The organism is Jiangella alba (assembly GCF_900106035.1).
Lineage (GTDB): Bacteria > Actinomycetota > Actinomycetes > Jiangellales > Jiangellaceae > Jiangella > Jiangella alba.
The window spans coordinates 2,504,147-2,522,918 of sequence record NZ_FNUC01000004.1 but is presented as its reverse complement, the minus strand read 5'-3'; the positions used below and the strand labels follow the sequence as shown (position 1 = coordinate 2,522,918).

Genomic DNA, 18,772 nt, shown 5'->3' with positions numbered 1-18,772 from the left:
GAACCGCCGCCCGGGCCACGAACGTTCTCCAGGACACATGAGTCGCGCTGCCCGCCTCACGGCCACCCTCGGTACCCTGCTCGCCCTGGGCGGGTGCGTCGCCGCGCTGCTCATCTGGTGGGTCGGCCGCGACGACAACCCGCTCATCCGCCGCAACGACTGCCGGGCCTCCGTCGACGGCCGCACCGTCGCGCTGTCGCCGGAACAGGCCCGGCACTCCGCCACCATCGCCGCCGTGGCGCTCGAGCGCGGCCTGCCGGCGCGCGCGGTCACCATCGCCCTGGCCACGGCGTACCAGGAATCCGACATCTACAACATCGACTACGGCGACCGCGACTCCCTCGGGCTGTTCCAGCAGCGGCCGTCGCAGGGCTGGGGCACGCCCGAGCAGGTGCAGGACCCCGTCTACGCCGCGGGCGCCTTCTACGACGCGCTGGTCGACATCCCGAACTACCGCGAGCTCGAGGTCACCGTCGCCGCGCAGGAGGTGCAGCGCAGCGCCTTCCCCGACGCCTACGCCGACCACGAGGACGACGCGCGGGTGCTGGCGTCGGCACTCACCGGCAACTCCCCGGCGTCGTTCTACTGCACGTTCCGGGCCGACGACGTCGCGGCCCAGGCCGAGGGCGACGACGGCCTCACCGACCGCGCCCGCGCCGTCCGCGACGAGCTGGCCGGCACGTTCGACGGCCTCGACATCGGCGGATTCCAGCCCGGCGGCGTCGACTCCGGTCACGTGGAGGGGTCGGCCCACTACGACGGCCGCGCGCTGGACGTCATGTTCGAGCCGTACGACGACCCCGACGTCAACCGCCGCGGCTGGTCGGTGGCCCACTGGGCCGTCGCGAATGCCCAGGCACTGGACATCGCGACCATCATCTACGACGACAGGATCTGGTCGGCGCGCCGGTCCGACGAAGGCTGGCGCGAGTACACTCACCCGTCCGGTGACACCGCAGATGTCACCCTCCGCCATCTGGACCACGTGCACATCGACGTCGCCCCAGGAGAGTGATCAGGGTCGTGAGCAAGACGGGCGGGGTCGTCGCCACTCCACACACGTTGAGCACGCGCGCCGGCGTCCAGATCCTGCAGGCGGGCGGCAACGCCGTCGACGCCGCCATCGCCGCGTGTGCCGTGCAGGGCGTCGTGGCGCCCGAGACCTGCGGCGTCGGGGGCGACCTGTTCGCGCTGGTGCACCGTCCCGGCGACACCACGCCGCTGGCGCTGAACGCGTCCGGCCGGGCCGGGTCAGGTGTCGACGCCGCGGCGCTGCGGGCCGCCGGGCTGAGCGAGATCCCGCGCGACCATCCGGCCGCCGTTCCGGTGCCGGGCTGCGTCGACGGCTGGGTCACGCTGTCGTCGCGGCTGGGCCGGCTGGCGCTGGCCGACGTGCTGGCGCCGGCCGTCCGGCTGGCCGAGGAGGGCTTCCCGGCCAGCGACGAGCTGGTCGCGGCGTTCCGGGCCGGCGCGGCGGAGCTGGCCGGCGTCGAGGCGGCACGGCCGATGCTCGCGGCCCGCCGCGGGTCCGCCGTCGTACGCGACCAGCTGGCCGCGACGCTGCGGCTGGTCGCCGGCGACGGGCGCGCCGCGTTCTACGAGGGCGCGCCCGGCCGGGCCGTCAGCGCCGCCACCGGCGGCGTCATCACCCCCGACGACCTCCGCCGTGTCCAGGCCGACTGGGTCGAGCCGCTGTCCGCCGACGTGTGGGGCGCCACCGGCTGGACCGTCCCGCCCAACTCGCAGGGCTACCTCGGCGTCGGGGGCTGCGCCGTGCTGGAGCGCCTCGGCTGGGCCGACGACCCCGCCGACCCGCAGGCGTGGCACCTGCAGATCGAGGCGCAGCGGGCGCTGGCCGCCGAGCGCGACGACGTCACCGTCGACCCCGGCCGGGTCCCGGTGCCGCTCGGCCGCCTGCTCGACCCCGCCCGGCTCGACGCCGTCGCCGCGTCCGTCGACCCCGTCGCTGCCCGCGATCGGCACGCCCCCGCGCTGGCCGCCGGCGGCACCGCCTACCTGTGCGTCGTCGACGGCGAGGGCATGGGCGTCTCGCTCATCCAGTCCAACTTCCACGGCATCGGATCGCTCGTCGGCGCCGGCGCGGCCGGGTTCCTGCTGCAGGACCGCGGCCGCGGGTTCTCGCTGATCGAGGGGCATCCGGGCGAGCTGGCGCCGGGCCGGCGGCCGCTGCACACGCTGGCGCCGACGCTGTGGACCCGCGGCGACCGGCTGGCGATGGTGCTGGGCACCCGCGGCGGCCACGTGCAGCCGCAGCTCGTGCAGCAGATCGCCGCGTTCGTACTGGGCGCCGGGCTCGACCCGGACGAGGCGCAGGCGCGGCCGAGGTGGACCATCGAGCCGCCGGTGGGCGGCACCGGCGCGCCGGCGCCGTCCGGGTCGCGGGTGCGCATCGAGCCCGACGTCCCCGCCCGCATCGTCGACGGACTGCGCAAGCGCGGGCACGAGGTGGTCCCGGTCGACGGCCCGCAGCCCGGCTGGGGCCCGGTCTCGCTCGTCCAGGTCGACGACGCCGGCTGGCGGCTGTCCGCCCGAGATCCCCGCGTCGCCACGACGGCGGTCGCGACGGCTTAGGTTAGAGGGATCATGAGCGACCCCACGCCGCCGCCTCCGCCCCCGCCACCGTCCGGCTCCTCGCGTACCGCCGTCTGGCAGGTCGCCACCGCGCTGGCGCTCGCCGTCGGGCTGGTGCTGGCCGGCGTCACGTACATCGTCATGGACCGCCGGGTCGACGACGCCCGGTCCGAGCGCGACGCCGCCCGCGAAGAGCTGGCCGCGGCGCAGGACGAGGCGTCGTCCGGCCTGGGCGGGCTGGAGGACCTGCTGGGCGAGGGCGGCCTCGGCGACCTCCTCGGCGAGGGCGGGCTGGACGAACTGCTCGGCGGCGACCTCGGCGACCTCGGCATGGGCGACGTCGACCCGATCCTGCTGCAGTGCCTCGGCTCCGGCGGCCTGGGCCTCGGCGGTTCGGACTCCATCCCCGACGCCGACGTCGAGACGCAGGTCGCGGCCATCGCGCAGCTGGTCGAGGAGGAGCGCGGGCTGCCCGCCGGCGACGACGTCGACATCGAGTTCGTCGGTCTCGACGAGGTGCAGCGGCGGGCGGTCGAGCTGACCCAGGAAGAGCTCGACCCCGAGCGGGCCGCCGTCGACTCCCGGCTGCTGGCCGCGCTGGGCGCCGTCGAGCCGGGTACCGATCTCGCGCAGGCGCAGCTCGACGCCCTCGACGCCGGGGTCGGCGGGTTCTACGACCCCGAGACGCAGCAGCTGGTCATCGGCTCGGAGGAGATGGACGGCCTGGGCGCGCTGATCACGGCGCACGAGCTGGTGCACGCGCAGGCCGACGCCGCCATGGGGCTGCCCGACCAGGAGGCCATCGCCACGGAGTCCGGGTCCGACGCCGCGTACGCCGCGCTCAACGCCATCGAGGGCGACGCGTCGCTGTACAGCCAGCAGTTCGTCGGCCAGCACCTGCCGCTCGAACAGCTGCTCGCGCTGCAGGAGACCTCCGGCCAGACCACCGCCGACCTCGACGCGCTGCCGCACTTCATCGCCCGCCAGCTGGAGTTCCCGTACGTCGAGGGCCTGACCTTCACCTGCGACGTCTTCCTCGACGGCGGCTGGGAGGCGGTCGACGCGACGTACTCGACGCTGCCGGCGACCACCGCCCAGGTGCTGTTCCCGGACCGCTACCGCGGCGGTGAGGCCGCCGTCGACGTCCGCGACCCGGCCGGGCCGGGCGGCGACTGGCAGCAGCTGCGCATGGACACCTTCGGCGCCGCCGACCTGCTGTTCCTGCTCGAAGCGCCCGGCGACGACGAGGACGCCGCGCTGCCCGACCCGAAGGACCTGGTCGCGGCCTGGGCCGGCGGCGAGGTCACCGTCTGGGGCGACGGCGACGCCACCGCGCTCGCACTGGTGCTCGCCGACCGCGGCGACGACGGCGGCACGCCGCTGTGCGACACCGTCACCGACTTCTACGCGGCCGCGTTCCCCGACGCGCAGGCCGCCGACGAGGGCGGGCGCACCGTGTTCACCGGGACCGACCAGTCGGCGGTCGTGTCGTGCTCCGGCTCCGAGGTGGCGCTGGGCATCGGCCCGGACGCCCAGGCCGCGGCCGCCGCCGTCAGCTGATCCGGGCCCACCTCTGCTGCGCCTGTCCGGCTCCCTTTGCAATGAGCACCGATACGCACCGGTGCGTAGTGGTGCTCATTGCAAAGGCGCACGGCCGCTATGGCAGGTGCCCGACGGCGCTGGTCACGCCGCGAGGCGCTTGGCGGCGGCGTCGACCCGCTCATCCGTGGCGGTCAGCGCGATGCGAACGTGCGAGCCGCCGGCGGGGCCGTAGAACGCGCCCGGAGCGGCGAGGATGCCGCGATCGGCCAGCCAGCCGACGGTGTCCCAGCACGGTTCGTCGCGGGTGGCCCACAGGTACAGGCCGGCGGTCGAGTGGTCGATGCGGAACCCGGCCTCGACCAGCGCCGAGCGCAGCAGGTCGCGTCGCCGCGCGTAGCGTTCGCGCTGCTCGTCGACGTGGGCGTCGTCGTCGAGGGCGGCGACCATGGCCGCCTGGACGGGCGTCGGCACCATGAACCCGGCGTGCTTGCGCACCGCGAGCACCTGACGCACCAGCGCGGGGTCGCCGGCCATGAAGCCGGCGCGGTAGCCGGCCAGGTTGGACCGCTTCGACAGCGAGTGCACGGCCAGCAGGCCGTCGAGCGAGCCGCCGTTGACGGCCGGGTCGAGGATGGAGACCGGCCGCTCCTCCCAGCCCAGTTCGAGGTAGCACTCGTCGGACGCGACGACGGCGCCGCGCTCGCGGGCCCAGTCGACCACCTTGGCGAGGTGCGCCGCCGGCAGCACCCGGCCGTGCGGGTTGGCCGGCGAGTTCACCCAGATCAGCGCGACCCGGCGCGGGCCGAGTGCGGTGACGGAGTCGCTGGCGACGGGGTCGGCCCCGGCCAGCCGGGCGCCGATGTCGTACGTCGGGTAGGCCAGTTCCGGGAACACGACGGTGTCGCCGGGGCCCAGCCCGAGCAGCGTCGGCAGCCACGCCACCAGCTCCTTCGAGCCGATGGCCGGGATGACGGCGCCGGGGTCGAGGCCCTGCGCGCCCGCCCGCCGGCCGAGCCAGCGCACCGCCGCCTCGCGCAGCGCGGGCGTACCCAGCGTCGTCGGGTACCCAGGTGCGTCCGCCGCCGCGGCGAGCGCGCGGCGGACGACCTCGGGCGTGGGATCGACCGGCGTGCCGACCGAGAGGTCGACGATGCCGTCGGGGTGTGCGGCCGCCCGCTCGCCGTACGGGACCAGCGCGTCCCAGGGGAAGTCGGGCAGCTGGAGACGCTGTGGCACCGGGCTCAGGACTCCTCGTGCTCCTGCGGCGGCAGTGCGGCGATCAGCGCGTGGTCCTTGGGGATGGCGCCCAGCTTGGCCGCGCCGCCCGGGGAGCCGAGGTCGTCGAAGAACTCGACGTTGGCGGTGTAGTAGCTCTTCCACTCGCCGGGGACGTCGTCCTCGTAGAAGATCGCCTCGACCGGGCAGACCGGTTCGCACGCACCGCAGTCGACGCACTCATCCGGGTGGATGTAGAGCATCCGCTCGCCCTCGTAGATGCAGTCGACCGGACACTCCTCGACGCAAGCGAGGTCCTTGAGGTCGACGCAAGGCTGCGCGATGACGTACGTCACGGCGGTGTCCTCCCTATCGCAAGCCGCTTCGGTGCCCACCGGTGCGGCCGGTCTGTCGTTCTCAGCCCTAGTATCGCGGGTGCCCGGATTCCATCGTGCACCAAGGTCAGCCTATGAGACAGCCCAGTACGAATCAGAACACGTCTGCCCTGGTCGGACGGCGTGTCGTGATTCGGTACCGCCTACACGGCGACGAGTTCGGCGCCACGGACGTGCTCGGCGTGCTCCTGTCGCGCACCGACGACGAGCTGCGCGTGCGGCCGTCGCGCGGCGGCGACGTCGTCACGGTGCCGGCGGCGGACGTCGTCGCCGTGAAGGAGATCCCGGAGCTGACGGTGACCCGCCGCGACGTCCGCGACCTCGAAGCGGCCGCGCTGCTCGGCTGGCGGGCGCTGGAGACCGAGTGGCGGGACGGGTGGCTGCTGCGGGCTTCCGGCGGGTTCACCGGGCGGGCCAACTCCTGCCTGCCGCTGGGCGACCCCGGGCGGCCGCTGGCCGACGCCGTCGCGCAGGTCGAGGACTGGTACCGGGCCCGCGGGCTGGCGCCGGCGTTCCAGGTCCCGGAGCCGCTCGGCCGGGCGCTCGGGCCGGTGCTGGACGCGCGCGGCTGGCCGGCCCTGGAGGACCGCACGTTCGTCATGGTGGCGCCGGTGCCGGTGGTGCGCGGCTCGGAGCGGGCCGGGCTGCCGCCGGTCCGCGTCGACGACCGCCCCGACGACGCCTGGCTGGCCGGCTACCACTACCGGGGCGGCGAGCTGCCCGCGCACGCCGTCTCCGTCCTCGTCAACGCCGACTCCGTGGGGTTCGCGTCGGTGGACGACGACGACGGCGCGCGCCTGGCGATCGCGCGCGGCGCCGTCAGCGACGCCCCGAGCGGGCGGCGCTGGCTCGGCGTCACGGCGGTCGAGGTCGCGCCCGAGGCCCGGCGGCGCGGCCTGGGCGGGCACATCGTCGCCGGGCTGGCGGCATGGGCCGGCCGGCTCGGCGCCACCGACGTGTACCTGCAGGTCGCCGAGCCGAACGCGCCGGCCCGCGCGACGTACCGCAAGGCCGGTTTCGCCGACCACCACGCGTACCACTACCGCCGGCTGCGCTAGGGGCGGCAGTGGCCGCGCGTCAGTCCTCGCCGCCGCCCTCGCCGTCACCCTCGCCGGGGTCCGGGCCGCAGATGACCCGGTGGTTCGGGTTGTAGGTCCACGGGTCGGCCTCGTCCTTGACGAGCGTGCCGTCGGGATCCCAGACCTGGCGATACGACGTGATGTCGAAGCCCTGGCTGCCGCCCTGCGCGGAGCAGTTGCCCGACGTGTCGTAGATGGTCTGCGGCGACGTGTGGTTGGAGCGGCCGGAGACCGAGGTCTCGACCCGGAAGTACTCGGTGCTCCAGATCTTCACGTTCAGCGTGCCCTGACTGCCGGACCGGCTGGGCGTGAAGCTCGTGTCGACGACGACGCCGTACGGGGTGTCGTTCTTGAACCGCATGTCCTTCGAGCCCCAGGCGACCGTGGCCTCCTGGCCGATCGGGTAGCGGTCGAAGTAGATCGAGTGCGGCCAGTGCTCGACGTCCTCCAGGCCGGCCAGGAAGGCCGCGTGGAACGTCGTCGTCGCCACCTGGGAGACGCCGCCGCCGAGCGACTCCTCGAGCCGGCCGCCGTTGATGATGGTGCCGGCGGTGAAGCCGTTGGCCTCGGTGCGCTCGCCGACGATGCCGTTGAGGCTGAACTCGTCGCCCGGCAGCAGCAGCGTGTTGTCGATGCGCTCGGCCGCGGTGCCGATGTTGACGTTGCGGTAGTCGGCGTGCGGGAAGCGCGTCGTGAACTCCGCGACCACCTCGGTGACGCCCAGCTCCTCGGCGGCGGCGGTCGTCAGCTCCGGGTCGACCTCGGACAGCTCGACCGCGGCCTGCCGCGCGTCGCCCTCGGCCGTCAGCACCGGCAGCAGCGCCGCGCTCAGCGTCTCGGGCGCGATGCCCATGCCCCGCTCGGCCGGGACGACGACCGGCTCGCCGCCGTCGATCGTGATGGTGGCGTCGCGGCCCTCCTGGCCCACCTCGGCCAACTGGTCGCGGGCGACCTCCGTCAGCTTGGCGCCGTCGAGCGCGGGCTGCAGCGTGCCGGCGTCGTCGGGCGCCATGGTGAGCGCCTGCCCGACGAGGTCCGGCGGCAGCTCGACGCTCTCTTCCCCCGCGACGACCGTCACGGGCGCCGACATCGCCGGCTCGGCGAACTCGGCGACCGCCCGCTGCACCTCGTCGGCGCTGACCGCCGGCGCGACCTCGTCGATGGCCAGCTGGACGTCGCCGATCGGCAGCGTGGACTCGTCGCCGAAGAACGCGCCCTCGAGCCGCTCGATGGTGGCGTCGAGGTTGACCGCGCGGCCCACCTGCGGGTCGCTGGTGACGACCTCGCCGCCGTCGAACGCGACGGCGCCGTTCACCGGCTCGATGTCGGCCTGCGCCGCGATCTCCGTCAGCGCCGCCTCCAGCGTCGCGCGGTCGACGGCCGCGACCGGGGTGGTCTCGCCGCCGCCGAGCAGCGCCTGGAACAGCGACAGCGGGTTCGCGCTGCCGCCCGGCACCGCGTCGATCGTCGCCGGCACGTCGACCGTCAGGCCGGCCGCCGACGGGACGACCTCGAACGACGTCTCCTCCTCGCCGATGGTCAGGTGGAACGGCTGGTCGACGAGCTCGGGCAGCTGCGCGTTGAGCGCCTCCTCGGCCTCCTCCGGCGTCATGCCGCCGACGTCGATGCCCGCGACCGTCGCGCCACGGGCCAGCGAGTCGCCGGCCACCGCGTACGCGATGCCGTAGCCGATGCCGAGCACCACGACCACGCCGGCCACGACCAGCGCGGCCAGCTTCACCCGGCTGCGGCCGCCGCCCTCGCCGTCGTCGCCGGTGGGGTCGTCGCCCTCGCCGCCGCCGTCGCCGCCGCGCTTGGAGTCGAGCAGCGCGGCCGCGGTGGCGGCCTGCCCGAAGGAACGCTGCTGCTGACGCCGCGACGACCGGCCGGCGTCGCCCGGACCGGTCTCCTGGGTGACGGTGTCGGGGTCGGCTGCGGGTGCTGCGGCTGCCGTCGCCGCCGCGTCGACCGCGCCGAACTCCTGGGTCGGTTCCTCGGCCGGGGCGCGGCCCGAGGTGTAGATGCCGGCCGCGCGGGTGCCGGGCTCCGGGCGCGGGCGCGTCGGCTGCGGCGCCTCGTCCTCCGCTGCCGGAGCGTCGGGACCGCTCTGCGCCGGGTCCGGCTCGTGCTGCGCGTCGGGTCCGTTCTGGGCGCCGCTCTGCTGCCCGGCGTCAGGACCGTTCTCGGCGGCGCCGGACCCGCTCTGCGCGGCGCTGGCGGCGCCCGCGGCGCCCGCGGCGCCGGCGGCGCCCGCGGCGCCGGCGGCGCTGGCGGCGGCGGCGGTCTTCCGGGCGGCATCGGGGCCGTCCGGGGTGGCGCTCGGGCCGTTCTGCGCGGCGTTGGCGCCCTCCTGGGTGCCGCTGGCGCCGTCCTGCGTCACGGCGGGGCCGCTCTGGGCGGCGGGGCCGGCCTTGGCGGCGGCGGGGCCGCTCTGGGCGGCGCCGGGCTTCGCCTCGGCGGTCCCGTCGGCCGGCTTGCCGTCGTTGCCGGCGGCAGCGGCGGCGCGGGCGGCCATCACGTCCTGGACGACGCGGGGCTCCTCGTAACGCTGGCCGTTGCCGTCGGCGGACTCGGCGGCCGTCGGCACGGGACCGGACAGGCGCGGGTCGACCGGGGGCCGGCCGCTGCGGTCGCGGTCCTTGACGTTCGAGCGGCCAGGCGCCGGACGCTGCGCCGCCGTCCCCTTCGCCGGCGCGCTGTCGCGCTGGTCGGCCGGGTCGGGGCCGGCGGTGGACTCGGCCTGCTCGGCGGCGCGGGCGCGGGCCCGGGCGGCCTGGGCGCCGCTGAACGCCTGCGCCGTGGCGGCGAACCGTGCTTCGTCGGCGGCCGGACGCGCCTGCATGGCGCCGGCGGCGCGGGCCTCCTTCTGGATCGGCGGCAGCATCGACGGCTGCGGCGACGCTGCGCCCAGCGGGGCGGAGGTCGGGCGCTGCCGGGTGGGCAGCCCCTGCTGCTCGTCGTCCTGCTCCGGGCGCGCTTCGTCGTGCCCGCGGCTCACAGCGGCCCCACGCGACGCGGCAGCATCCGGCGTCGCCTGCCGCGACTGTGCCTGCTCCGGTCCGCGCGCATCCTGGGCGCCACGGGACGGCGGCTGCTCGGGTTGACGTGCGTTCTCGGCGCCCCGGGCCGGGTCGGCCGAACGTGCCGCCGCGACGTCGGAGGGGCGTGGCGCACGACGGTCACCAGCGCCCGCCACGTCGGACGGACGGACCGCACCGTCCCCCGCCGCAGCCGCGCCGGCCGGACGTGCCGGGCCCGAACCCGCACCGTTCGCCGGGCGTGCCGCGCCACGGTCACCAGCGCCCGCCACGTCGGACGGGCGGGCCGCAGCGTTGCCCGACGGAGCCGGGCCGGGCCGGCGCGCGAGGCGGTCGTCGCCAGTGGGCCGGCCGTCGGTGGCCGACGGGCCGCGAACGTCGCCCGGCCGCCCACCGTCAGTGGCCGCCTGGCTGCGGGCGTCATCAGGTCGCCGACCATCGGTGGCGGGCCGGTCGCTGTGCGGGGAGGGGTGGCCGTTGCCGGTGGGGCGGGAGGTACTCGGCCGGGCATCGACCACGCGCGGGCTGGCGGCAGACCCAGCAGCCCCAGTGGACCCACTGGCCCCAGGCGTACCAGCGGCCGGGCGGGCGTCCGCCTCGGCCCGAGCCGCCGCCTCCGCCGCGGCCTTGGCCTCCGCCGCCGCGCGCGCCTTGGCCGCCCGCTTCTCCGCGAGCACCGCCGCCGAGGCGGCGATGGTCGTGCGCCTCGCCGGCGCGCCGCCGCCCGAAGCGCCCGGGGCGCCCGCAGCACCGCCAGCGCCCGAGGCACCGCCAGCGCCCGAGGCGCCGCCAGCGCCCGAAGCGCGCGCAGCACCGCCGCCGCCCGCAGCGCCGGAGCGTCCGTCGTCCGCGGCAGGGCGGCCGGATGTGCCGTTCGTCTCAGCCGTAGGGTCCGCGGATGCGTTTCCGGCCGGCCCGGTAGGGTCTGCGGAAGACGTCGCCGCCGACCCGTCGGCGGGCAGGCCGGTCTCGACGCCGGCGTCGTCGCCACGGTCGGTGGAACCGGCCGCGGCGCCGCCCCGGCCAGATGGGTTGTCGGTCACGCTAGGGCACCTATCGGTTTGAATATGCGCAATTCGTCAGTAGTCAGGGCTTGCCTCGCGCATCTTACGTCAATGGTCGAGTCGATCTCGCCCCGACGCCGAGACCCAGCGCAATGGCATACGCCGTGGTGCCGCCGAACAGGAACACCAGGCCGGCTTCGTCGCCGAGGATGACGCGGTCTTCGCCCGGCGGCGTCTGGGCCAGCCACAGGACCGGGCCGAGCCACAGCGCCGCCACCACCGCGATGCCCGCCCGGCTGCGCGCGCACGCCCGCACCAGCACCGCCAGCGAGACGGCCCCGAGGACGGCGAGCAGGATGCCGGCCGGGTTCTGCCACCGGTGCACGAACGCCCCGGCGACGGCCACGACGACCGCGACCGCCCCGAGCCCGGCGACGGCGAGCGTGGACAGCACGCGCGCCCACCGCGACGGGCGTCCGGGCGGCGCCGACGGCCGCACGGACGGCGCCGCACCGGGCGCGACGGTCACGGGACGACGCCGGCGAAGAGGTCGGTCTCGAACTCCGGCGCCGGGCCGCGGCGGCCGTGCGCCAGCCGGAAGTACTCCTGCGCCCAGATGGGCTGCCCGACGTTGTCTGACAGCGTGAAATACGGCCAGTGGACGTCGATCTGGGTGGCGTGCGCCCGCATGGCCGCCATCTTGGCGTCGAGGTGGCCGGTGCCGTCGATGACGGCGTCGACGTCGGCGAGGTCGACCACGTAGCCGAAGTCGTCGGCCGAGGCGATGTTCTCGAAGCCCGCGTCGCCGCGCTCGCGCAGCGCCGTGAGCGCCTCCTGCAGCACCTGCCGCGGCGTGGCCGTCCAGTACAGCTTCGCGACGTCCCAGGCGGCGCCGAGGTCGGGGCGGTAGGAGCGGACGGCGGCGAGGTCGCGCGCATAGGTGGCGACGCGGTGCGCCTGGATGTGGTCGGGGTGGCCGTAGCCACCGTGTTCGTCGTAGGTGACCAGCACCTGCGGGCGGATCTCGCGGATGACGGCGACGAGGTGGTCGGCCGCCTCGCGGAGGTCGGCAGCCCAGAACGAGCGGGGGTCGAGCTGGTCGGGCGCCACGGCGCGGCGGCCGTCGGCGCCCCACACCATGCCGGAGTCGCGGTACCGGCCCGGACCACCCAGGAACCGGTGGTCGGCGACCTTCAGCTGCGCCATGGCGTCGGCCAGCTCGCCGGCGCGGTGCGGCCCGAGCGTGTCGTCGTGCTCGGGCGCGAGGTGCGCCAGCTCGGGCAGCACGATCTCGCCCTGCTCGCCCTGTGTGCAGGTGACGAGCGTGACGTGGGCGCCCTCGGCGGCGTAGCGCGCCATGGTGGCGCCGGTGCCGATGGACTCGTCGTCGGGGTGGGCGTGCACCAGCAGCAGCCGGCGGTCGGGTAGGTCGACGGGCATGCACCCAGCCTATGCAGGGGGTCCGACAGCCGGCCGATCGCCGGGGTTCGGCCAACCGCCGCCGCCCGGACGGCCTACTCTAGGCGTGTCCCGCGGACCACCTCCCCAGGAGGAGTGACGTGCCCAGCCTCCAGCTCGCGCTCCCGAACGGCGTCGACCCGGCCAGCCGCTGGCGGCTCACGGCCCGGGCACACGAGAGCTTCCTGCGGTCCGATCCCTCCGGCGACGACGAGGTCCGGCCGGTCGTCCTTGAGTCGTGGCGCCGCTCCGCCGCCCTGCACGTCGACCCCGACCGCCGCGACTCCCCCATGACGCTGGTCGACGACGCGCTGGCGGAGGCCCGCGCCACCCACCCGCTGCGGCACGCCATGCCGGTGGTGCGCCGGCTGCTGGTCGACGACGCCGCCGACGCGGGCGTGCTGGTCATCGTCGGCGACGCGCGTGGCCGCATCCTGTGGGCCGAAGGCGACGACGACCTGCGCCGGCGGGCCGAGCGCATGCACCTGCAGGCCGGCGCCGACTGGTGCGAGGACGCCATGGGCACCAACGCCATCGGCACGGCGCTGGCGGTCGGCGACACCGTACAGGTCTTCGGCAGCGAGCACTTCGCCCGCACCGTCCAGCCGTGGAGTTGCACCGCCGCGCCCATCCGCGACCCTCGCACCGGGCACATCATCGGCGTCCTCGACATCACCGGCGGCGCGTCGGTGGTGACGCCGCAGTCGGCGTTCCTGGTCCGCTCCGCCGTGGCGGCGGTCGAGGCCGAGCTGCGGCTGCTCGGGGGCGCGCTGACGGCCACGCCCGGCAGCCGCCTGGAGGTGCTCGGCCGCCCGCGCGGGCTGCTCGTGCACCTGGGCCGGAACCTCGAACTGAGCCTGCGCCACACCGAGCTGCTGCTCCTGCTCGCCGACCAGCCCGACGGCCTGCCCGCCAGCGAGCTGGCCTGGCAGCTGTACGAGCACGACGCCGCCGAGGTCACCGTCCGCGCGGAGATGTCGCGGCTGCGCAAGGCCGTCCCCGACCTGCTGTCACCGGCCGGTCAGTACCGCCTGCGCACGCAGCTGCGCACCGACGCCATGGACGTCGCCGACCGCCTGACCCGCGGCGACCACCGCGGCGCCGTCGAGCTGTACCGCGGCGACCTGCTGCCGCGGTCGGCCGCGCCGGGGGTCGTGGCGCTGCGCTACCGGCTGCACGGCTGGCTGCGCAACGTGCTGCTGCAGTCGGGCGACGGCGAGGCGCTGCGGCGCTACGCGATGTCGCCGTCCGGCCGCGACGACGCGCAGATCTGGCGGGCCTGCCTGGACGGTCTCGCGCCCGGCTCGCCGCAGCGCGCGGAGGCCGCCGCCGTCCTGGACGGCCTCGACGGCGAGCTCGGCCACACCGGCTGACGCCGTCACCGCCGGCGGACGCGCAGCACGCCGGTCCGCATCGGCAGGGTGAACACGCCGTGAGCCGTCGCCGGCGTCTCGGCGAGGAAGGCACCGATGCGGCCCAGCGTCGCCGCTCGCTCCGGTTCCGGCATCACCAGCATCCCCGCGCGGGTGGCGATGGTCGCGACGAGGGAGTCGGCGGTGCGACGCTGCCCGTGCGAGAACTCGGCCTGCTCCGGCGAGCCGAACCGGGCCGTCGCGCCGGTCTTCGGCAGGTGCAGGCCGGCCGTCGCGGCGCGCCAGGCCGCGGGCGTGTCGCGCGGGCCGACGGCCGCGCTCCCGGCGACCCGTGCGAGCCCGGCGACCCACTCGACGTCGTCGTCCATGAGGTTCCACAGGCCGGCCAGCACGCCGCCGGGCGCGAGCACCCTGGCGATCTCGGGGCCGGCGACCGCCAGGTCGAACCAGTGCATGGCGTTGCCGGCCAGCACGGCATCGACGGAGCCGTCCGGCAGCGGGATCGCCTCGGCGCTGCCCGTCAGGGCCCGGACACCGGGGAGCGCGCGGCGCAGTTCGGTCACCATGGCCGGGTCGGGCTCGACCGCCACGACGTCGACGCCCAGCGCGACGAGGGTGGCGGTCAGCTTGCCGGTTCCGGCGCCGAGGTCGAGCACCCGCCGGCCGGGCGCGGGTGCGAGCGCCCAGCGCACCGCGGCCTCGGCGTAGTCGGGACGGTGTTCGGCGTACGCGGCCGCCGCCACGCCGAACGACCTGGCGTGATGTCGCTGGTCGCCCTGATCCACGACGTCGCCCCTCTCGACCCGCGGCACTGCAAGGAGTTCGACCGGGCGGGCGCCCTGGATCAGCCGGGCTCCGGTGGACGCTGCAAGGAGTTCGACCGGGCGGGCGCCCTGGACCAGCCGGGCTCGTAGGAGCGCCATAAGGAGTTCGACCGGGCGGGCGATGGGCGGGCTGGGTTTATGGGCGGCCCGCCCGGTCGTGACACGAGGGTAGGCGACGACACGTTGCAGTCGCGTTGCGAGCGCGACCGCCCTGTTCAGCCCCTCAGTGCTGGACGACGACGTCTTCGCGGACGGCGGCGTAGTGGCAGGCCGACTCGTGGTCGCTGCCGGGCCGCACCGTCAGCTCCGGGTCTTCCTGGGCGCACTTGTCCGTGGCCTTCCAGCAGCGGGTCCGGAACCGGCAGCCGCTGGGCGGGTTGGCCGGGCTGGGGACGTCGCCGCTGAGGATGATCTGCTGCCGCTGGCCGCGCACCGACGGGTCGGGAACGGGAACGGCGGACAGCAGCGCCTGGGTGTACGGGTGCGTCGGCTTCTCGTAGATCTGGGCGTCGCTGCCGGTCTCGACGATGCGGCCGAGGTACATGACGGCCACGCGGTCGGCGATGTGCCGGACGACGGAGAGGTCGTGGGCGATGAAGATGTACGACAGCCCGAACTCGTCCTGCAGCTTCTCGAGCAGGTTGATGACCTGCGCCTGGACGGACACGTCCAGCGCGGACACCGGCTCGTCGCAGATGATGATCTCGGGCCGCAGCGCCAGCCCGCGGGCGATGCCGATGCGCTGGCGCTGGCCGCCGGAGAACTGGTGCGGGTAGCGGTTGATGTGCTCGGGGTTGAGCCCGACGACGTCGAGCAGCTCCTGGACCTGCTTGCGCCGCTGGCCGCGCGGCGCGGCCTCGGGGTGGATGTCGAACGGCTCGCCGATGATGTCGCCGACGGTCATGCGCGGGTTCAGCGACGAGTAGGGGTCCTGGAACACGATCTGGATGTTCCGGCGCAGCTCGCGCAGCGCCTTGCCCTGCAGGTCGTAGATGTTCTGGCCGTGGAAGTAGGCCTTGCCGCTGCTGGGCTCTTCCAGCCGCATGAGCAGCTTGGCCAGCGTCGACTTGCCGCTGCCGGACTCGCCGACGATGCCGAGGGTCTCGCCCTTGTGCAGCTGCAGCGAGACGCCGTCGACGGCCTGCACGGCGCCGACCTGGCGCTTGACCACGACGCCGGTGGTCAGCGGGAAGTGCTTGACGAGGTTGTCGACCTCGAGGACGACGTCACTGCTGGGCGGATTCGATGTCACCCTCGAGCACCTCCTGTGCGAAGTGGCACGCGCTGAACCGGCCGGGAACGACCTCGGCCAGTGCCGGCCGCTGCTCCTTGCAGATGTCTCGCGCGTAGGGGCAGCGCGGCCGGAACTCGCAGCCGGCCGGGATGTTCGTGAGGTTCGGCGGCAGCCCCTTGATCGCCGAGAGCTCCTGGCCCTTGAGGTCGACCCGCGGGATCGACTCGAGCAGCCCCTTGGTGTACGGGTGGGCCGGCGACGCGTAGATGTCGTGCACCGGCGCCTGCTCCATGATGCGCCCGGAGTACATGACCTCGATCTTGTCCGCGACGTCGGCGACGACGCCGAGGTCGTGGGTGATGAGGATGAGGCCCATGTTCCGCTCGCGCTGGAGGTCGGCGAGCAACTGCATGATCTGCGCCTGGACGGTGACGTCGAGCGCCGTGGTGGGCTCGTCGGCGATGAGGACGTCGGGGTCGAGCGCGATGGCCATGGCGATCATGATGCGCTGGCGCATGCCGCCGGAGAACTGGTGCGGGTAGTCGCCGGCCCGCTCGCGGGCGGCCGGGATGTGCACCTGCTCCATCAACTCGATGGCGCGCTTGCGGGCGTCCTTCTTCGACAGGCCCTCGTGGACGCGGAACATCTCGGCGATCTGCCAGCCGACCGGGAACACCGGGTTCAGCGCGGACAGCGCGTCCTGGAAGATCATCGAGATGCTGCGGCCGCGGTAGGCGCGCCGCTCGTCGTCGGGCAGCGCCAGGAGGTCCTGACCACGGAAGCGCACCGAGCCGCCGGTGACGAACCCGGGCGGGCTGTCGAGGATGCCCATGATGGCCTGCGCCGTGACGCTCTTGCCGGAGCCGGACTCGCCCAGCACCGCCAGCGTCTCACCCTCGTGCAGCGTGTAGGACACGCCGTTGACGGCCTTGGCGACGCCGTCGCGGGTGCGGAACTCGACCCGGAGATCCTCGACCTCCAGCAACGGGGTCAGCCCGGCCCGGTCAGGCCGCGGCGCGATGCCGGCTTGCGTGGTCGCCACTCGACGCCCTCCTCCTGTGATGTCGCTCAACGCAGCTTCGGATCGAGTGCGTCGCGGATGGCATCACCGAGCATGATGAAGGCCAGCACACACAACGACAGCGCTGACGCTGGGAACAACAGCATATGCGGCGACGTGCGGACGTAGTCCTGGGCCCGGCTGATGGCCAGCCCCCACGAGACCACCGGCGGCTGCAGGCCGACGCCGAGGAACGACAGCGTGGCCTCGGCGGCGATGTACCCGCCGATGGCGATGGTCGCGACGACGATGACCGGCGCGATCGAGTTCGGCACGACGTGCTTGAGGATCATCCGGGTGCCGCCGGCGCCGAGCGCGCGGGCCGCCTGGACGTAGTCGGCCGAGCGCACCTGCAGCACCGACGAGCGGGTGATGCGCATGATCTGCGGCCAGCCCAGCACGGCCAGCGCCAGCACGACCTTGGAGATCGTGACCAGCTCCGGCGTCTCGGCGTTGCCCGGGAACGAGACCAGCACGATCAGGGCGCCGAGCAGCAGCGGGATGCCGAAGAAGATGTCGCCGAGCCGGGACACGACGGTGTCGGTGGCCTTGCCGTAGAACCCGGCCACGGTGCCGGCGATGCCGCCGATGATCAGCACGCCGAGCGCCGTCAGCACGCCCACCATGATCGAGGCGCGGGCGCCGTAGATGGTGTGCGTGTACACGTCGCAGCCGTTGTTGTCGTAGCCGAACCAGGCCGCGCTGCTGGGGCCCTGACGGCTCAGCGCGAGGTCGCAGTCGGTCGGGGTGAGCGACGTGAACAGGCTCGGCACGATGGCGATGACCACGAAGAACACGAACAGCACGGCCGAGACGATGAACGTCGGCTTGCGGACCAGATCGTGCCAGGCGTCGCGGCCGAGCGTGCGGACGGTGGTCTCCGTCGTCTCGGGCGCCTCGGCCTCGACGACGACGGGCGGTGTGGGGTCAGCCATGACTGATCCTCGGGTCGAGCCAGCCGTAGATGAGATCGACCAGCAGGTTCACCAGCAGGAAGACGAGCACCAGCACGGTCACCGCGCCGGTGACCATGACGCCGTCCCTGGTGGTGATGGAGCGGAAGATGAGGTTCCCCACGCCGGGGACGTTGAAGATGCCCTCGGTGACGATGGCGCCGCCGAGCAGCGCGCCGAAGTCGGCGCCGATGAAGGTGATGACCGGGATCAGCGAGTTCCGCATGGTGTGGATGCCGATGACCCGGCGCCGCGGCATGCCCTTCGCGACCGCCGTGCGGACGTAGTCGGCGCGGCGGTTCTCCGCGAGGCTCGTCCGCGTCAGCCGGGCGACGTAGGCCAGGGAGAGTGAGGCGAGCACGAACCCTGGCAACAGCAGGTTGTACAGGCTCGCGTCACCGCCCACGGTGGCCGGGAAGATCCCCCAGCGCATCCCGAGGAACAGTTGCAGCACCGAGCCGATGACGAAGACCGGGATCGAGACGACCACCAGGGTCGAGACCAGCACCAGGTTGTCGATGAAGCTGCCGCGCCGCAGGCCGGCCAGGATGCCGGCGCCGATGCCGATGAGGATCTCGAAGGCGATCGCGACGAGGGCCAGCTTCACCGTGGTCGGGTAGGCCCGCAGCAGTTCCTCACCGACGGAGAGGCCCTGGAACGTCTCGCCGAAGTCCCCCTGCAGCAGGTTGCCCAGGTACTTGACGTACGCGATGGGCAGCGGGTCGTCGAGGTTGTACTTGTCCGTCATCGCCTGGACGTAGGCGGGCGGACACGGCCGGGCGCCGCAGCGGCCGGCGAACGGATCGCCCGGCAGCGCCCAGACCAAGGCGTAGATGATGAACGTCGTGCCGATGACCACGGGGATCATCTGGAGCAGGCGCCGCGTGACGTACCGGCCCATGGCTCAACCTTTCCCTTCGCAGGCGGTTCGCGCCAGCGTACGGGGCGTCCATCTCGACTTGCGACGAGATGGACGCCCCGCACCTGACCGCTGCGACCCTAGAG

16 protein-coding genes are annotated in these 18,772 nt (G+C 74.5%); 6 read left to right on the top strand and 10 right to left on the bottom strand.

Annotation, left to right across the window (positions count from 1 at the left end):
- Positions 1–37: 37 nt before the first annotated feature.
- The 3 genes from BLV02_RS29660 to BLV02_RS29650 are packed head-to-tail and all read left to right on the top strand — an operon-like array spanning position 38 to position 4,152.
- Entirely contained in the window at positions 38–1,015 is a 978-nt protein-coding gene (locus BLV02_RS29660; protein WP_069114415.1) for a VldE C-terminal domain-containing protein, read from the top strand.
- Between the two features lie 8 nt (positions 1,016–1,023).
- Positions 1,024–2,592 (top strand): gamma-glutamyltransferase family protein, encoded by a 1,569-nt coding sequence (locus tag BLV02_RS29655; RefSeq protein ID WP_171906866.1) that lies wholly within the window; start codon positions 1,024–1,026, stop codon positions 2,590–2,592.
- 12 nt (positions 2,593–2,604) lie between these two features.
- Positions 2,605–4,152 carry a hypothetical protein gene (locus BLV02_RS29650; RefSeq protein ID WP_069114417.1) on the top strand — a complete coding sequence of 516 codons (1,548 nt, stop codon included), beginning with the start codon at positions 2,605–2,607 and terminating at the stop codon, positions 4,150–4,152.
- A gap of 123 nt (positions 4,153–4,275) precedes the next feature.
- On the opposite strand, the gene dapC is transcribed toward BLV02_RS29650, so the two are convergent.
- Together dapC and fdxA are read right to left on the bottom strand one after the other, a co-directional pair.
- Positions 4,276–5,370 (bottom strand): succinyldiaminopimelate transaminase, encoded by a 1,095-nt coding sequence (gene dapC / locus BLV02_RS29645; protein ID WP_216094539.1) that lies wholly within the window; start codon positions 5,368–5,370, stop codon positions 4,276–4,278.
- 5 nt (positions 5,371–5,375) lie between these two features.
- The gene (gene fdxA / locus BLV02_RS37325) at positions 5,376–5,705 is read right to left on the bottom strand and encodes a ferredoxin (RefSeq protein ID WP_069114418.1); all 330 of its coding nucleotides are present in this window, start codon (positions 5,703–5,705) and stop codon (positions 5,376–5,378) included.
- Between the two features lie 113 nt (positions 5,706–5,818).
- On the opposite strand from fdxA, the gene BLV02_RS29635 reads away from it, so the two are divergent.
- Entirely contained in the window at positions 5,819–6,802 is a 984-nt protein-coding gene (locus BLV02_RS29635) for a GNAT family N-acetyltransferase (RefSeq protein ID WP_069114419.1), read from the top strand.
- 19 nt (positions 6,803–6,821) lie between these two features.
- Here BLV02_RS29635 and BLV02_RS29630 read toward each other — a convergent pair whose 3' ends face one another.
- The 3 genes from BLV02_RS29630 to mshB all read right to left on the bottom strand — a co-directional run bounded on the left by BLV02_RS29630 (position 6,822) and on the right by mshB (position 12,305).
- On the bottom strand, positions 6,822–9,821 hold the full coding sequence (locus tag BLV02_RS29630; protein ID WP_069114420.1) for a VanW family protein: 3,000 nt from the start codon (positions 9,819–9,821) through the stop codon (positions 6,822–6,824).
- A 1,147-nt stretch (positions 9,822–10,968) separates the two neighbouring features.
- On the bottom strand, positions 10,969–11,394 hold the full coding sequence (locus tag BLV02_RS29625) for a DUF6113 family protein (RefSeq protein ID WP_069114421.1): 426 nt from the start codon (positions 11,392–11,394) through the stop codon (positions 10,969–10,971).
- Positions 11,391–12,305, bottom strand: a complete 915-nt coding sequence (gene mshB / locus BLV02_RS29620; protein WP_069114422.1) for an N-acetyl-1-D-myo-inositol-2-amino-2-deoxy-alpha-D-glucopyranoside deacetylase — start codon at positions 12,303–12,305, stop codon at positions 11,391–11,393. The genes BLV02_RS29625 and mshB overlap by 4 nt, the downstream gene beginning before the upstream one ends.
- A gap of 119 nt (positions 12,306–12,424) precedes the next feature.
- Between mshB and BLV02_RS29615 the strand changes: the two genes are divergently transcribed.
- Positions 12,425–13,696: a sigma-54-dependent transcriptional regulator family protein gene (locus BLV02_RS29615; RefSeq protein ID WP_069114423.1), complete on the top strand. Its 1,272-nt coding sequence runs from the start codon at positions 12,425–12,427 to the stop codon at positions 13,694–13,696.
- Between the two features lie 5 nt (positions 13,697–13,701).
- On the opposite strand, the gene BLV02_RS29610 is transcribed toward BLV02_RS29615, so the two are convergent.
- Positions 13,702–14,439, bottom strand: a complete 738-nt coding sequence (locus tag BLV02_RS29610) for a class I SAM-dependent methyltransferase (RefSeq protein ID WP_245737789.1) — start codon at positions 14,437–14,439, stop codon at positions 13,702–13,704.
- A gap of 18 nt (positions 14,440–14,457) precedes the next feature.
- Between BLV02_RS29610 and BLV02_RS37835 the strand changes: the two genes are divergently transcribed.
- Positions 14,458–14,610: a hypothetical protein gene (locus BLV02_RS37835; RefSeq protein ID WP_171906867.1), complete on the top strand. Its 153-nt coding sequence runs from the start codon at positions 14,458–14,460 to the stop codon at positions 14,608–14,610.
- A 133-nt stretch (positions 14,611–14,743) separates the two neighbouring features.
- Here BLV02_RS37835 and BLV02_RS29605 read toward each other — a convergent pair whose 3' ends face one another.
- From BLV02_RS29605 to BLV02_RS29590, 4 genes are read right to left on the bottom strand one after another with little or no spacing between them, the layout of a single operon-like run.
- Positions 14,744–15,772 (bottom strand): ABC transporter ATP-binding protein, encoded by a 1,029-nt coding sequence (locus BLV02_RS29605; RefSeq protein ID WP_069114425.1) that lies wholly within the window; start codon positions 15,770–15,772, stop codon positions 14,744–14,746.
- Complete coding sequence (locus BLV02_RS29600; protein ID WP_069114426.1) at positions 15,747–16,796, bottom strand: ABC transporter ATP-binding protein; 1,050 nt, start codon at positions 16,794–16,796, stop codon at positions 15,747–15,749. Before BLV02_RS29600 ends, BLV02_RS29605 begins: the two co-directional genes overlap by 26 nt.
- Before the next feature lie 26 nt (positions 16,797–16,822).
- The gene (locus BLV02_RS29595; RefSeq protein WP_069114427.1) at positions 16,823–17,749 is read right to left on the bottom strand and encodes an ABC transporter permease; all 927 of its coding nucleotides are present in this window, start codon (positions 17,747–17,749) and stop codon (positions 16,823–16,825) included.
- Positions 17,742–18,668, bottom strand: coding sequence for an ABC transporter permease (locus tag BLV02_RS29590; RefSeq protein WP_069114428.1), 927 nt, complete (start codon positions 18,666–18,668; stop codon positions 17,742–17,744). The genes BLV02_RS29595 and BLV02_RS29590 overlap by 8 nt, the downstream gene beginning before the upstream one ends.
- Positions 18,669–18,772 lie beyond the last annotated feature (104 nt).